Source organism: Azospirillum palustre, from assembly GCF_002573965.1.
GTDB classification, from domain to species: domain Bacteria; phylum Pseudomonadota; class Alphaproteobacteria; order Azospirillales; family Azospirillaceae; genus Azospirillum; species Azospirillum palustre.
Map to the genome: position 1 here is coordinate 309005 of NZ_PDKW01000041.1, position 14845 is coordinate 323849.

14 protein-coding genes are annotated in these 14845 nt (G+C 68.9%); 7 read left to right on the forward strand and 7 right to left on the reverse strand.

All coding sequences use genetic code 11. The annotated features are described in order from the left end of the window. Window positions 1–204: 204 nt before the first annotated feature. From CRT60_RS15125 to CRT60_RS15150, 6 genes are all read right to left on the reverse strand, one after another. Entirely contained in the window at window positions 205–1263 is a 1059-nt protein-coding gene (locus CRT60_RS15125; RefSeq protein WP_098737274.1) for an alanine racemase, read from the reverse strand. A gap of 92 nt (window positions 1264–1355) precedes the next feature. After that, window positions 1356–1739, reverse strand: coding sequence for a RidA family protein (locus tag CRT60_RS15130; RefSeq protein WP_094304977.1), 384 nt, complete (start codon window positions 1737–1739; stop codon window positions 1356–1358). 22 nt (window positions 1740–1761) lie between these two features. Next, entirely contained in the window at window positions 1762–3366 is a 1605-nt protein-coding gene (locus tag CRT60_RS15135) for an N-acyl-D-amino-acid deacylase family protein (protein ID WP_098737276.1), read from the reverse strand. Window position 3367: 1 nt separating this feature from the next. Then, on the reverse strand, window positions 3368–4276 hold the full coding sequence (locus CRT60_RS15140; protein ID WP_098737277.1) for an ABC transporter permease: 909 nt from the start codon (window positions 4274–4276) through the stop codon (window positions 3368–3370). Between the two features lie 14 nt (window positions 4277–4290). Then, complete coding sequence (locus CRT60_RS15145; RefSeq protein ID WP_098737279.1) at window positions 4291–5232, reverse strand: ABC transporter permease; 942 nt, start codon at window positions 5230–5232, stop codon at window positions 4291–4293. Between the two features lie 263 nt (window positions 5233–5495). Beyond that, on the reverse strand, window positions 5496–7070 hold the full coding sequence (locus CRT60_RS15150) for an ABC transporter substrate-binding protein (RefSeq protein ID WP_098737281.1): 1575 nt from the start codon (window positions 7068–7070) through the stop codon (window positions 5496–5498). A gap of 145 nt (window positions 7071–7215) precedes the next feature. Here CRT60_RS15150 and CRT60_RS15155 point away from each other — a divergent pair, with 145 nt between their 5' ends. The 5 genes from CRT60_RS15155 to CRT60_RS15170 all read left to right on the forward strand — a co-directional run bounded on the left by CRT60_RS15155 (window position 7216) and on the right by CRT60_RS15170 (window position 10907). Then, on the forward strand, window positions 7216–8013 hold the full coding sequence (locus CRT60_RS15155) for an IclR family transcriptional regulator (protein WP_098737283.1): 798 nt from the start codon (window positions 7216–7218) through the stop codon (window positions 8011–8013). Window positions 8014–8327: 314 nt separating this feature from the next. Next, window positions 8328–8534, forward strand: a complete 207-nt coding sequence (locus tag CRT60_RS15160) for a hypothetical protein (RefSeq protein WP_098737285.1) — start codon at window positions 8328–8330, stop codon at window positions 8532–8534. 105 nt (window positions 8535–8639) lie between these two features. Beyond that, window positions 8640–8867, forward strand: a complete 228-nt coding sequence (locus CRT60_RS35665; protein WP_143273272.1) for a hypothetical protein — start codon at window positions 8640–8642, stop codon at window positions 8865–8867. A 226-nt stretch (window positions 8868–9093) separates the two neighbouring features. Next, window positions 9094–9969, forward strand: a complete 876-nt coding sequence (locus tag CRT60_RS15165; protein ID WP_098737287.1) for a cell wall hydrolase — start codon at window positions 9094–9096, stop codon at window positions 9967–9969. 236 nt (window positions 9970–10205) lie between these two features. Continuing rightward, window positions 10206–10907, forward strand: a complete 702-nt coding sequence (locus CRT60_RS15170; RefSeq protein ID WP_098737288.1) for a CBS domain-containing protein — start codon at window positions 10206–10208, stop codon at window positions 10905–10907. A 30-nt stretch (window positions 10908–10937) separates the two neighbouring features. Here CRT60_RS15170 and CRT60_RS15175 read toward each other — a convergent pair whose 3' ends face one another. Further along, window positions 10938–12233, reverse strand: a complete 1296-nt coding sequence (locus tag CRT60_RS15175) for an NAD(P)/FAD-dependent oxidoreductase (RefSeq protein WP_098737290.1) — start codon at window positions 12231–12233, stop codon at window positions 10938–10940. 163 nt (window positions 12234–12396) lie between these two features. Here CRT60_RS15175 and CRT60_RS15180 point away from each other — a divergent pair, with 163 nt between their 5' ends. Both CRT60_RS15180 and hglS read left to right on the forward strand, forming a co-directional pair. Next, window positions 12397–13323 carry a LysR family transcriptional regulator gene (locus CRT60_RS15180; protein ID WP_425290407.1) on the forward strand — a complete coding sequence of 309 codons (927 nt, stop codon included), beginning with the start codon at window positions 12397–12399 and terminating at the stop codon, window positions 13321–13323. 103 nt (window positions 13324–13426) lie between these two features. After that, window positions 13427–14845 carry a 2-oxoadipate dioxygenase/decarboxylase HglS gene (gene hglS, locus CRT60_RS15185; RefSeq protein WP_098737292.1) on the forward strand — a complete coding sequence of 473 codons (1419 nt, stop codon included), beginning with the start codon at window positions 13427–13429 and terminating at the stop codon, window positions 14843–14845.

Sequence of the window (14845 nt, forward strand, 5' to 3'; positions counted from 1 at the left end):
GCCGATAATCGCCCTCTCCCGCCCCGGGAGAGGGAGGGGACCCGCTGAAGGCGGGGAGGGTGAGGGGTGGTCCGAGTGTCCCGAACCGCATGGCCCCGAAGCGCATGGCTCCGTGCCCAACCCCTCACCCTTCCCATGCTCCGCATGGGCCCCTTCCCTCTCCCGGGGCGGGAGAGGGAGTTGAATGCGACCCCGAGGGTCAGATCAGCGGGTGCAGCCGCGCGCCGGTACCGGCCAGTCGCCGACGACCTCGCCGTTGCGGGTGATCGCCATGCGGTCGTGCAGGTTGGTCACCACGCAAACATGGTTGGGCAGGATGCGGACGCGGTCGCCGATCTGCGGCTTCGCCGCGCTCCGGCTGAGGTCGACCACGGCATGCTCCTCGTTGACGCGGACGATCACCGCGTCGGGGTAATCGAGGATCAGGCCGAAACCCTCGCCCACCGACGGGGCGACGCGGTCGCTCGACAGCGTCTTGCTGCCGCAGTCCAGAACGGCGCGGTCGGCGGTGGGGCGGCTGACCACGGTGGCATGCACATGCACGGCGCACTCCTCCAGCGTCGCCACCCCGGCGCCGACGGTGGCGCGGTCGTGGTAGATGTAGGTGCCGACGCGCAGCTCGGTCACGCCGGGAAGCTCATGGGTGTCCCAGCAGCCGGGGGTACCGCCGACCGACACCGTCTCCACCGCGATGCCGGATCCCTCCAGCAGGGCACGCGTCTCGGTGACGAAGGGCACGGTGCGGGGGCCGCGCGGGTAGGTCATCAGGCCGCGGAAGCGGGTCAAGCCATTGCCGGCGGCGCGGCGGGCCAGCGTCAGCACCTCGTCCGGGGTCTGCACGCCGCAACGGCCGTCGCCGCTGTCGAACTCCACCAGGATGCCGATCTCGACGCCGGCCTCGGCAGCGGCGGCGGCCACGGTGTCGAGGGCGACGGCGTTGTCCAGCGCAACCGTCAGCTTGGTCTTGCCGGCCAGCTCGGCCAGCGGCGACACCTTGGCGGCGCCGACGATGGGGTAGGTCAGCAGGATGTCGGCGCAGCCGGCTTCGGCCATCACCATCGCCTCGCTGATCTTCTGGCAGGTGATGCCGACGGCGCCCAGCTCGATCTGGCGCAACGCGAATTGGGGAAGCTTGTGGGTCTTGATGTGCGGGCGCAGCGCCAACCCGTGCCGGTCGCAATAGGCCTGCATCTTGGTCAGGTTATGCTCGACCCGGTCGAGGTCGATGACGGGGACGGGGGTGTCGAGTTCGTCGACGCGCATGGGACCGCTCCAAAGGCGACAAGAGGAAAGGGGCCGACCCCGGCGGCGGAGCCATGGGATCGGCCTTGCACTGACTATTACGCCGCCTTGTTTTACGCTTGGGGCAGGACGGCGATGCAGTCGATTTCGACCTGGATGTTGTTCAGCTGGCAGCCGATGGTGGTGCGGGCCGGCGGCTCGGTCGGGAAGAACTCCGAATAGAGCGCGTTGTATTCCTGGAAGCGGCCGAGATCGCTGAGGTAGCTGTTGACCTTCACCACATGGGCGAGGTCGGTGCCGGCGGCCTTCAGGATGATTTCGAGGTTGCGCAGGGTCTGGCGTACCTCGCCGGCGAAATCCTCGGGCAGCGCGCCGGTCTCCGGATGGTGCGGCCCCTGGCCCGACACATAGACGAAGCCGTTCGCGACGATGGCGTGGCTGTACTGGCCGGCGGGCTTCGCACCCTTTTCGGCGAAGATCGGCTTGCGGTTGGTCATTCGGTCCTCACAGGTTGAAAGATCAGGCGCGGGTCAGGGCCTTGCCCGGACGCGCACCGGTGTGGCCGCCGTCGCGCAGGACGAACTGTCCGGCGACGAGCACGTCGGTGATGCCGTGGGGCGGGCGCGTCGGATCCTGGAAGGTCGCGCAATCCGCCACGTCGGCGGTGAACAGGGTCAGGTCGGCCACCATGCCCGGCCGGACCAGCCCGCGGTCGGACAGGCCGAAGCGCTGCGCCGGGACCGCGGTCATGTGGCGCACGGCATCCTCCAGCCCCAGCCCGCCCTCTCCCCGGATCGCGCGGGCGAGATAGCGCGGGAAGCTGCCGAAGGCGCGCGGGTGCGGCTTGCCGGTCTCGCGCGGCAGCCCGTCGGAGCCCAGCATGTGCAGCGGGTGCGACAGCGCGGTCTCCAGATCGGCCTCGGCCAGCTGGAACATGACGATGTTGGTGCGGCCGCGGTCGGCGCGGATCAGGCGGACCAGCGTGTCGAAGGGCTGTTCCTTCGCTACATCGGCGATCTCGGTCAGCGACAGCCCTTCCAGCGGGCGCAGGTCATCCGCCGAAACGCCGCCGATGCGGACATTCTCCCAGCCGATCAGGCGGATCTTGGATTCCCAGCCGGCGTCAAACGGCGCCTCGCCGTCCTCCACCGCCCGGCGCAGCGCCGCCAGCCCGTCGGCATCGGCCATGCGTGCCAGCAGCGCCTCCACCCCGCCCGCCAGCGCCGACGGCGGCAGCAGTTGCAGGATGGTGCTGGAGCCGGCCGGGTAGGGGTACATGTCGAAGCTGACGTCGGTGCCGCCCTTTCGGGCGATCTCCAGCCGCTCCACCGCCCGCGGCAGGCTGCCCCAATAGGGCTTTCCGGCGGCTTGCAGGTGGGAGAGCAGGCCGCTCGCCCCGCCCGCCTTCAGCAGATCGAGGAACTCGTCCACCGAGGCGATCAGCCCGCCCTCGTAGGAGCGGACATGAGCGGTCAGCAGCGCGCCATGCTCCGCCACCACCTCGGCCAGCCGCACCAGCTCGGCGCGGTCGGCCCAGGCGCTGGGCGGATAGACGAGGCCGAGCGACAGGCCGTGCGCGCCCTGGCGCAGTTGGTCCGCCAGCAGGGCCGCCATCGCCTCGCGCTCTTCCGGCGTCGCGGCACGGTTCTGCCAGCCCATGACGGCGAGGCGCAGCGCGGCGTGCCCGACCAGCGAGATGAGGTTGATCGCGGTGCCGCGCCCGTCGAGCGCCGCGCGGTAGCCGGCGAAGTCGGCGAAGGTCTCCCGATCCGAAACAGTGCCCAGCAGGTTGCCGAAATGCTCGCGCAAGGGGCCGCCGCTGTCCGGGCTCTGCGGGTAGAGCCCGAAGGAGCAGTTGCCGACCACCACGGTGGTGACGCCCTGCGCCACCTTCTCCGGCCGGCCGGGCTGGCGCAGCTGGATCAGGTCGTCGTGGCAATGGGCGTCGATGAAGCCGGGAGCCAGGAAGCGCCCCTGCGCCTCCAGCGGTTCGGCGTCCGGTGCGTCCAGCATCGGGCCGACGGCGGCGATGCGTCCGCGCTCCACCAGCACGTCGGCCGGGAACCAGGGGGCGCCGGTGCCGTCGATGACGCGGGCGCCCTTGATGAGAAGAGTATCGGTCATCTCACTTGGCCTTCTGGAGCCGGGGGTCGAGCGCGTCGCGCAGCCCGTCGCCGACGATCTGGAGCGACAGCACGGTCAGGACGATGGCGCAGCCGGGGAACAGGATCAGCCAGTCGGCCTGCTGGAAATACTGCTGGGCGCTGGCGATCATGTTGCCCCAGGTGGGCGTGGTCGGCGGCACGCCGACGCCGAGGAAGGACAGCGCCGCCTCCGTCAGGATGGCGTAGGCGAAGATGAAGGTCGCCTGCACCAGGATCGGCGACATCAGGTTGGGCAGGATGTGCAGGAAGACGATGCGCGGGGTCGACGCGCCGAGCGCCGTCGCCGCCTCGATGAAGGGCATCTCGCGCACCACCAGACAGGCGGCGCGCACCACGCGGGCGACGCGCGGCGTGTAGACGATGCCGAGCGCCAGCACGACGTTGTAGAGCGACGGCCCCAGCGCCGCCATGAAGGCGATGGCGAGCAGGATGTCGGGGAAGGCCATCAGCGCGTCGGTCAGCCGCATCAGCAGCCCGTCCAGCGGCCGGATATAGCCGGCGGCAAGGCCCAGCAGCGTGCCGAGCACCGTCGCCACCACCACGACTAGCAGTCCGACCAGCAGAGACAGCCGGGCGCCCAGCATCACGCGGGACAGCACGTCGCGGCCATACTCGTCGGTGCCGAACCAGTGGGCGGCGGTCGGCGGCTTCAGCCGGCCGAGGATGTCCATCTTCATCGGGTTGAACGGGGTGATCCACGGCGCCAGCAGCGCCACCGCCAGGATCGCCAGCATGATCAGGAAGGACAGCACCACCAGCCGGCGGCGGAACAGCTGGCGCAGCAGCAGGGCGGCCGGCGACCGGCTGTTCCCGGCCTTGGCGGAGGAGGGAAGGGGGACGCTGCCGTGACCGGCGGGGACGCTTGCCATGGAAACCCTCCCTCTCAATAACGGACCCGCGGATCGACCACGGCATAGAGCAGGTCGACCGTCAGGTTGATCAGCACATAGATGGCGGACACCACCAGCAGGGCGCCCTGGATCACCGGATAGTCGCGGCGCAGCACGGCCGACACGATCAGGTTGCCGACGCCGGGCAGGCCGAACACGGTTTCCGTCACGATGGCGCCGGCGATCATCACCGCGGTGGTCAGGCCGATCACCGTCAGGATCGGGATCATCGCGTTGCGCAGCGCATGCTTCAGCACGACGACCAGCGGCGGCAGACCCTTGGCCCGCGCGGTGCGGACGTAATCGTGGCTCATCACGTCCAGCATGCTGGTGCGGGTGAAGCGCAGGATCAGCGCCGAGTTCGGAATGCCGAGTGCTATGGCCGGCAGCACCAGATGGCGCATGCGTTCCAGCAGGTCGGCGTCGGGCGGGCCATAGCCGGCGACCGGGAACCAGGCATGGTCGACCGCCAGATACTTGATCAGCGTCAGCCCGATCCAGAAGCTGGGGATGCTGGCCGCCAGCATGGCGAGCCCGACCGCGGTCTGGTCGACCAGACCGCCGCGCTTGGCCGCCGACAGGATGCCGACCGGCACGCCGATCAGCATGGCGATGCCCACCGACATCATGGTCAGCAGCCCGGTCAGCTCCGACCGTTCGGCCAGCGCCTGCGCCACCGGGCGGTTGAGGAAGATGGATTCGCCGAGGTCGAAGCGGACGATCTGCCCGAGATAGAGCAGGAACTGCGTCAGCAGCGGTTCGTCGAGCCCGAGCCGGCCGCGCAGCGCCGCGATGTCGTCCGGCGTGGCGGACGAACCCAGCATGACGGCGGCGGGATCGCCCGGCACGACGCGGGCGATCAAAAAGACCACCATGGCGACGAGCAGCATGACGACCATCATGCCGGCGAACCGGCGGACGATGTAAACGAGCATGGTTGCGGTCCCGGACCGAGGAGAAGCACAGAATTTCCCTCTCCCGTCCCGGGAGAGGGAGGGGACCCGCGCCATTGGCGCGGGGAGGGTGAGGGGTGATCCGGACATGGATCATCGATCCTTGCCATACCCCTCACCCTTCCCAAGCTCCGCTTGGGCCCCTTCCCTCTCCCGAGGCTCTCAGCGGATCTTCGATCCGCCTGACGCCGTCAGCACAAACAAAGTTTGTGCGAGAGGCGGGAGAGGGAATTACCAAATCGCCCTCAGCCCTTCAGGTCGGTGTTCCAGAAGAACGGCCAGGGCGTCGGGGTATAGCCGGTCAGCTTGTCGCTGCTCGCGGCGAGGTTGTAGAACTCGCCGACCTTGATGCTCGGCACCTCGCTGTAGAACAGCGATTGCAGGGTCACCCACTTCGCCTTGCGCGCCGCCGGGTCCATCTCGCGGTTGAAGGCGGCCAGCGCCTCCTTCTTGGCCGGGCTGTCCCACCAACCGGGATAGCTGGGGTTCAGCACGGTGATCAGCGACGGCTCCGGCACGAAGGTGTGGTAGGTGAAGAAGGCATCCCACCCTTTGTCGTCGCCGCGGCGTTGCAGCAGCGTCGCCCAGTCCAGCACCTGGAGGTCGACCTTGAAGCCGGCGAGTTCGAGCTGGGCCTGGGCCACCATGCTCATCTTGTACAGGAACTCGTACTGCACCGAGGTCATGATGCGGATCGGCTCGCCCTTGTAGCCGGCGGCCTTCAGCAGCTCCGCCGCCTTGCCGGCCGCATGGTCGCTGTAGGGCTTGGCGCTCGCCGCATCGTAATAGGGCGTCCCCTGGGCGTAGATCGACCCCTCCGCCTGGACGAATTCGGGATCGCCGAAGCCGGCCAGCAGCATGTCGTTCGGCTCCAGCGCCGCCAGGACCGCTTGGCGCACCTTCGGGTTCGCCATCACGCCGGTCTTGGTGTTCATGATCATCAGCGGGAAGCCGAACGGCTTGACGATCACGGGCTTGACGCCGGCCGCACCCTTGATGCGCGGCAGGGTTTCCGCCGGCAGGCTGTCGGCGAACTGGTACTGGCCGGCCAGGACGCCCGACACGCGGGTGGCGGCGTTCGGCACCGGGACGAAGCGAACCTCGCCGATGTTGGCCTTGCGGCTGCCGGCATAGCCGCTGGGCGCGCCGGCGGGCGAGGCGTAGGCGTCGTGGCGCACCAGCCGGATATACTGGTCGGGCTTGTGCTCCAGCAGCTTGTAGGGGCCGGTGCCGATCAGCGACTTCAGGGCGCCCGGCCCGTCGATGACCGATTTCGGCACGATGGCGGCGGCGCCGTTGTTCATCGCCAGGAGCGCGGTCAGCGGCGCGAAGGGCTCCTTCAGCGCGATGACGACGGCGTCCGCACCCTTGGCGGCGATGCTCTCCACCAGCGGGGCGACGGTCTTGCCGCGCGGCGACGCCTTGGTCCAGTGATCCAGCGAGGCGACCACGTCGTCGGCGGTGACGGTGCTGCCGTCATGGAAGGTGACGCCGCTGCGCAGCGGGATGGTGTAGGTCTTGCCGTCCGCCGACACCTGCGGCAGGGCCGAGGCGACCAGCGGGGCCAGCTTCCAGTCGCCGTCGAAGGTGAACAGCGTCTCGAACATGTGCTGGGTGATGATGCTGACGAGGTCGGACGTGGTGCCGACCGGGTCCAGCGTCGGCGGCTCGCCGATGGTGGCGACCGTGACGACCGATGCGCCGCCCTGCTGGGCCTGCGCAGAGGTGGTCCAACTTCCGAGAATTCCAGTGGAAAGCCCGCCTGCGGCCAGCGTCGTGCCGAGGGCGGTGTTGAACAGACGTCGCGTGATCCCTGTCATTTCCGTCTCCCGAACCGTTTGTCCGAAATATCGGACGTCGGTCTTGTATTCCAGACAAGCGAACGGTATATCGGACAAAGACCGCTGGCAAGCCGAAAATCCGCGTGGTAATCGGTTGTGCAGAAGACCAGGGAGCGTGGATCAGATGATGGGCGATGGCGTGGCGGAGAAGCAGGCAGAGAAGCAGTCGGCGGAAAAACCGACGGGCCGCGCCCGCGGCATCGACCGTGTCATCGCGCTGATGGAGCATCTGCACGACCGGCGCGCTCCCACCCGCATCGCCGACATCGCCCGCGACACCGGCACGCCGCGCTCGACCATGTACGAGCTGGTCAACACGCTGGTGGAGGCGCGCTGGCTGGAGCTGCGCGACGGCGACGGCACGGTCTATTTCGGGCCGGCGATGCATTACTACGGCAGCGATTACCTCGACAGCGTCGACCTGATCCGCAAGGCGCGGGTCGAGGTCGCCCACATCGCCGAGACGGTGGGGGAGACGGCGCAGTTCTGCACGCTGGACGGCGACAAGTATCTGGTGGTGCTGAATGAGCCGGGCCGGCGCATGTTCCGCATCAGCTCCGAGATCGGCATCAAGGTGCCGATTCCCTGGACGGCGTCCGGCCGGCTGCTGGTCGATCACTTGGATGCCGAGGAAATCCGGCGCTTCATCCCGTCCGAGGATTTCACCCTGCCCGACGGCCGCCGCATCGCCGAGGACGAGTTCCTGGAGGATATGCGCCGCGCCCGCACCCAGGGCTATGTCCGCACCACGGCGCTGGTCGACCGCTTCACCACCTGCCTTGCCGCCCCGGTCCGCGATCCGTCCGGCCGCTGCATCGCCACCATCTGCTTCGTCGTCCCCGCCGACACGACGGAAGAGGCGCAGCAGATGATGATCGACACGCTGAAGGCCAGCGCGGAGCGCCTGTCGCCTGGCCGCTGACGGAAGCGCCGATTGGGGCGCCGGGAGGTTGTCATTTGACGAAGGCGCACCACATGTTTTAAATGGGGCCAGGAAACGAGCAGTAATAGCGCTGCGAAAGCCCCATAATCCCCGATAGAGCGCTGCGAAACATAAAGCCGTATTAAGAACTGACCACATCGCCGTCTTTCGCAGCGCTATGCTGCAATGCGAAAGAGCCAGTACAGCAATGTGATGTCTCCTCTTTTGCGCATGCGGGATCGTGTCAATATCTTCCTCAACAGGCCGCGACACCGGCCGCCGGAATTCAAACCCGAAATTGAAGGAAGACCGCCATGACCTCCTATGATGTCGAATCCGCCAAGTTCGCCGCCAAGTTCGCCGTTGCCCGCATCGTTGTCGGCGCCATCGTCTTTGCCGCCATCGCCGCTGTCTCCCACATGAACCCGAGCGCCGTCCTGGCCGCCGACGAGGCCCGCGCCGCCGTCGCCCTGGAAATGGTCAAGACCATGCCGGTGACCGTCGCCGACGCCGCCCACTGAGTAGGTCACGGTCCGCAGGCCGGGCCGGTGGCGCAACCCGTGGCGCAACATTGACGGCTTGCCCCTGTTTGCTGGGACTGATCCCAGGCTGACAAGGAGGCGCCGATGCCCCGCACCACCGACCCCGCAGACGGTCGAGTTGCAGATGGTCAAGTTGCAGGCGGCCAAGCGACAGGCGACCGCCAGTCCGGTCAGGCCCAGGTGCCGAAGCCGCCCTCCCGCGCGGAAATCGAAGAGATCAGCCGCTCGCAGGAGTATCTGACCGACGACTGGACCGGCGACGGCGGCAGCAAGCCGCCGGGCGATGGGCAGGCCGGCCGCAAGGACGGCTGAGGCCGCCGTCCTCTTCACAGCAGTCCCACTCCACCGGACGGGCTGGACGCCGGAGGGATCCGATGGCGTCCAGCCCGTCCGGCTGTCCGGAAGTCTCCATCGGCCCCCGAACGGCGTACATCCTCCGCCCTCAGGCTTAAGCTCTCTGAGAGATGGACGAATCCGGGAACTTGCGGTCCGCGCTCCTGTCGAAGGAAGTCCCCCTTCCTGAACCGGAGAGACTGGGATGCGCAACCTCCTCACCACTCTGCTGCTTGCAGCCGCACTGCTTCCCACCGCAGCGGCTGCGCAGGCCGTCGGTGCAGATGCCGGTGCAGATGACGGCGACGCCGTGTGCCGGCCGGGTGACAAGGGCTGCGCCCGGTTCGTCGGCGACGGGAAGGGCGGCGTGCCGAAACGGGGCGGCGCCAGGCAGCCGGTGATGATCGGCACGTCGGTCTTCATGCTCACCCCCTGGCAGGCCGAACGGGAGCGCCGCTGCCTCGCGCTGGCCGGCTGGGCCGAGGCGCGGGGGGAGGGGGCCGACGCCATGGCGGCTGTCATGTGGGTGGTCGCCAACCGCGCCGCCTCGGCCGATCAGCCGTCGCTGCCCTGCCGGGTCGTCGTCGCCACCGGCCAGTTCGAGCCCTTCGCGGCGGCGCCCGTCGAGCCCGCCGACCGGAAAAAGGCCAAGGCGGTCAAGGCAAAGGGCAAGCAGGCGGAGAAGGCGGCCCGGCAGGCGAAGGCCGAACAGGCGGCGCTGGCGGCCGATCCGCGGGTGGAAACCCGGCGCATCCTGGCGGAGATCCGCAGGCAGGCCACGGTGATCCGGGCGGGCGGCATGCCGTCCTGGCCGAAGCCGCGCCTCGCCCCCGACCAGGAGGCGCTGCGCACCGCGCGCGGGCTGGCCTGGAACCTGAACGACGACGACATGCCCGATCCGACCGCCCGCGCCTCGATGTTCTACAGCCCGCCGGCACAGGCCGCGCTGCGCCGCCAGAAGCCGGACTGGGCGGAGGCGCGGCTGAAGACCGCCTCCATCGGCGGCCATTCCTTCTACCGTGCGCCGACGCCGCCCGCAGAGCGCACCATCGCCACCCTGGTGGCTGAGATTGCTGAGTAAAGTACCGGGGTGGATGGTCACCGGTGGAAATGGCCGGGAGGGTTTCCCGGCAGGTCCGGTTAAGTCGATGTCTTCTGTCAAGTACCGGACCTGCCGGACCAGACCGGAATTTCAGGGGTCCGGCTTGTATTTTTCATGATGCGGAAAGCCCAGCGCCGAATTGCTGTAGATCAATCGCTCTCGTCTGTCGACCTCCTAGGCTGTGTCCGTTCCACGACATCAAAGGGAGAGAAACGATGAAAGCAATCGATCTGATGACGCCGCGGGTCATCACCATCGGCCCGGACGCGACCGTCGCCGATGCCGCCCGGACGATGCTGGAGAACCACATCAGCGGCCTGCCCGTGGTCGACGGCTCCGGCAAGGTGGTCGGGATCATCAGCGAAGGCGACCTGCTGCGCCGGGTGGAGCTGGGGACGGAGCGTCACCGCTCCTGGTGGCTCGGCCTGATGTCCGGCGGCACCCTGCCGGCGGAGGATTTCATCAAATCCCATGCCCGCAAGGTCGCTGACGTGATGACCGCCCACGTCACCACGGTGGACGAGAGCGCCTCGCCCGAAGAGGTCGTGCGGGTGATGGAGACGCGGCGGATCAAGCGCGTGCCTGTGGTGCGCCGGGGCGCCCTGGTCGGCATCATCAGCCGCGCCAACCTGCTGCGCGCGCTGGCCAGCGTCTCGCCGGAAACGCCGGCCGCCGCGGCGGACGACCGCGACCTGAAGGACCGGGTGACCGCCGCCGTCAAGGAGCTGTCGTGGGAGTCGCGCTCGCACGACGCCATCGTCGTCCGCAACGGCGTCGTCCAGCTCTGGGGCTTCGTCAGCAGCGGGGCGCAGCGGGACGCGCTGCGCGTCGCGGCGGAGCGCGTCCCCGGCGTGAAGGCGGTGGAGAACAACATCCAGGTCGTCGACCCCGCCGAAAGCGGCGCCTGGGGCCTTTAACCCGAGGGCCGTGCCGGGGAAGAGACGCGGTCAGATCTTCCCCGGCAGCCGCGCTCCGACCAGATGGGTCGCCTGCGCGCCATACTCATAGACGGCCTCCTGCACCGCCCGGGCCGACAGGGTGTCGGGCGCGGTGCTGGGAAGCGGCATCTCCGCCTCCGGCAGCTTGCCGGCGATGTGCTCGGCCAGGCAGCGGCCGAGCACCGTGCCGGGGGCGATGCCGCGGCCGTTGTAGCCGCTGAAGCCGATGACGTTGCGGTCCAGCCGGTGGAAGCGGGGCAGTTTGTCCTTGGTCATGCCGATCTGGCCGTACCATTCGGATTCGAACCGCACCGGACCCAGCTGCGGGAACAGGGCGGCCAGCGAGCGCTGCGCCCAGGCGCGGTGCACCGCGGTTCCGGTCCCGCGCAGCGCGCCGACGCTGCCGAACACCAGCCGGCCCCGGCGGTCGAAACGGTAGGAACTCAGCACCGACTTGGTGTCCCAAACCCCCTGGCGTTCCGGCAGGATGGCCTCGCGCATGGCGTCGGACAGCGGCTCCGTCGCCAGATTGAAATAGGGCAGGTGGACCTGCTCGGTGCGCAGCTGCACCCAGGGGCCGATGCTGTAGGCGTCGGTGGCGACCACCACCCAGTCGGCGGTGACCGATCCGTCCGGCGTCTTCACCTCCCACTTGCCCCCGGTCTGGCTCGCCGACTGCACCGGGCTTCCGGTGAAGATGCGGGCCCCCGCCGCGATGGCCGCCGTCGCCAGCCCGCGGGCATAGGCCAGCGGCTGGATGGTGCCGGCGCGCAGGTCCAGCAGCGAACCGGTGTAGGCCGTGGTGCCGACCTTCTCCGCTGTTTCCCTGGCGTCGAGCAGGCGCACCGGCGCGCCGCGCTTCTGCCAGATGTCCGCGCGCTGTTCCAGTTCGCGCAAGCCCGCCGGGCCGACGCCGCAATGGAGCGTGCCGCTGCGCTCGTCCTCGCAGGCGATGCCGTGCCTGGTGATCAGATCGAAGACGGCGCGCGGCGCGTTGCCCAGCAGCTCGATCAGCCGCTCGCCATAGACCGGCCCCAGCGTGCTGACCAGCTGGTCCGGCATCACCCACATGCCGGCATTGACCAGCCCGACATTGCGCCCGGCACCGCCGAAGCCGATCTCCACCGCCTCCACCACCACGGCGCTGACGCCGCTTTCGGCCAGATGCAGCGCCGCCGACAGTCCGGTGTAGCCGGCGCCGACGATCACCACGTCGGCGCGGACGCTGCCGGTCAGCGGCGCTGTCGGCGGCGCCGCCGGTGCGGTGCGTTCCCAAAGCCCATGCGACCGCGGATCGTTCAGCATCCCCTGAGGTCCTTTTCGCGTCTGTTTTCGTGCGCCAGTCATTCCCGGTGCGAAAGATTGACTTGCCTACCCCCTTCGGCCAAATGATGTTTGTTCAACCAGTCATTCCGTCCCGGAATGATATCCGCCCAGCCCCCGCTACAGACACCCCGATGCAGAGCCCATGATGCAGAGCCCGCGCCGCTTCCTTCCCTCCCTGGCCCTGCTGTCCGCCTTCGAGGCGGCGGCGCGCACCGGCAGCATCACCGCGGCGGCCAAGGAGCTGTCCCTGACCCAGAGCGCGGTCAGCCGCCAGATCAAGGCGCTGGAGGATCTGCTGGAGGTCGAGCTGTTCCACCGCGAACGGCAGACCATCCGCCTGACCGCCGGCGGCGAGTATTACGTGCGCGAGGTGCGCGACGCCCTGCGCCGCATCAGCACCGCCTCGCTGAACCTGCGCGCCAATCCCTATGGCGGCACGCTCAGCATCGCCGTCCTGCCGACCTTCGGTGCGCGCTGGCTGGCGCCGCGCCTGCCCCACTTCCTGGCCGGCAATCCCGGCATCACCATCAATCTGGTGACGCGGATGGCGCCCTTCGATTTCCGCCTGGACCCGGTGGATGCCGCGATCCATTTCGGTCGGCCGGACTGGCCGGGCGGCGAGATGGCCCTGCTGCGCCGGGAAACCGTCATCCCCGCTTGCAGCCGCAGCCTGCGCGACCGCTTCGATTTCCGCCAGCCCGCCGACCTCCGCCTCGCCCCGCTGCTGCACCTGACCAGCCGTCCCGATGCCTGGGAGCGCTGGCTGACCCTGCACGGCACGCCAGCCGACGGCGTGCACGGCATGCTGTTCGACCAGTTTGCCACCGCCTCCCAGGCCGCCATCGCCGGGCTCGGCGTGGCGCTGCTTCCGCTGTTCCTGATCGAGGAGGAACTGCGGTCGGGCCAGCTGGTGCCGGCGCTCGATCTGCCGATGGAAAGCGAGAACGCCTATTACGTCGTCTGGCCGTCGGAACGGGCGGGTTATCCGCCGCTGGCCGCCTTCCGCGACTGGATCCTGGCGGAGACGGCGGACTGCCGCACCCCGGCAGGTCATGAGCTTTCCTCATGAAGTCGGGAAAAACAATCGCAATCCAACCCGCCGCTTCGTTGCTATAGCTGGACCATGTCAAGGACCGCGCAGGTCCGGCCAGCCAATGCGAGCGAGATTTGGAATGAGCGTCCAGACGATCACCAGGGTCGATGCCACCAGAGCCGATGTCATCGGCCCCGATGCGATCCGCACCCTGTTCTCGACCGCGATGTCGGAGATGTATCGGACCGAGGTGCCGGCCTACCAGACGCTCGTCGAGCTGGTGGAGGGGGTGAACGCGGCGCTGCTGGCCGCCGATCCGGCGGAGCGTCATCGTCTGGACTCCGCCGGCGGCCTCGCCCGCATCACCGAGGAGCGCCACGGCGCCATCCGCCTCGGCACCGCGGAAGAGCTGTCCACCATGCGCCGGCTGTTCGCGGTGATGGGCATGCAGCCGGTCGGCTATTACGACCTGTCGGAGGCCGGCGTCCCCGTCCACTCCACCGCCTTCCGCCCGGTGGACGGGGAGGCGCTGAGCCGCAACCCGTTCCGCGTCTTCACCTCGCTGCTGCGGCTCGACCTGATCGCCGATGCGGCCCTGCGGCAGGAAGCCGAGACGGTGCTGGCCGCGCGCAGCATCTTCACCCCCGGCTGCCTCGCTTTGATCGAAAAGGCGGAGGCCGACGGCGGGCTGGATGAGGAGGATGCCGGGCGCTTCGTCGCCGAGGCGCTGGAGACCTTCCGCTGGCACAGCCGGGCCAATGTGCCGCTCGACCTCTACAACCGCCTGCACGACGCCCACCGGCTGATTGCCGACGTGGTGTCCTTCAAGGGTCCGCACATCAACCACCTGACGCCGCGCACGCTCGACATCGATGCGGTCCAGCGGCTGATGCCGGAAAAGGGCATCGCGCCGAAGGCGGTTGTCGAAGGCCCGCCGACCCGCCGCTGCCCGATCCTGCTGCGCCAGACCTCCTTCAAGGCGCTGAGCGAGCCGGTCGATTTTCAGGCCAGTGCCAGTGAGGGCGACGGCTGGCGGTCCGGCGTCCACACCGCCCGCTTCGGCGAGATCGAGCAGCGCGGCATCGCCCTGACCCCGAAGGGCCGGGCGCTCTACGACACGCTGCTTCAGGAGTCCCGCCGCCTCGTCGCCCCGGCGGCCGACGGCTCCAACGCCGCGCAGTACATGACGGCCCTCCAGGAGGTGTTCGCCCCCTTCCCCGACAGCTGGGACGGGATTCGCCGCCAGGGGCTCGGCTATTTCAGCTATTCCCTGACCGAGGCCGGGCGCCGCACCCCGCCGGCACCGGGCGCCGATCTGGAAGCGCTGATCGAAAGCGGCGCCGTCCGCTTCGATCCCGTCGTCTACGAGGATTTCCTGCCGGTCAGCGCCGCCGGGATCTTCCAGTCCAACCTGGGCGACGAGGCCCGGCAGGATTTCGCCGCCAGCCCGAACCAGCAGCGCTTCGAAGCCGATCTGGGTGCCGCGGTGCTGAACCCGTTCGACCTCTATGCCGAGGTCGAACGCGCGTCCATCGCCGCCTGCATCGCGGCGAAGTAA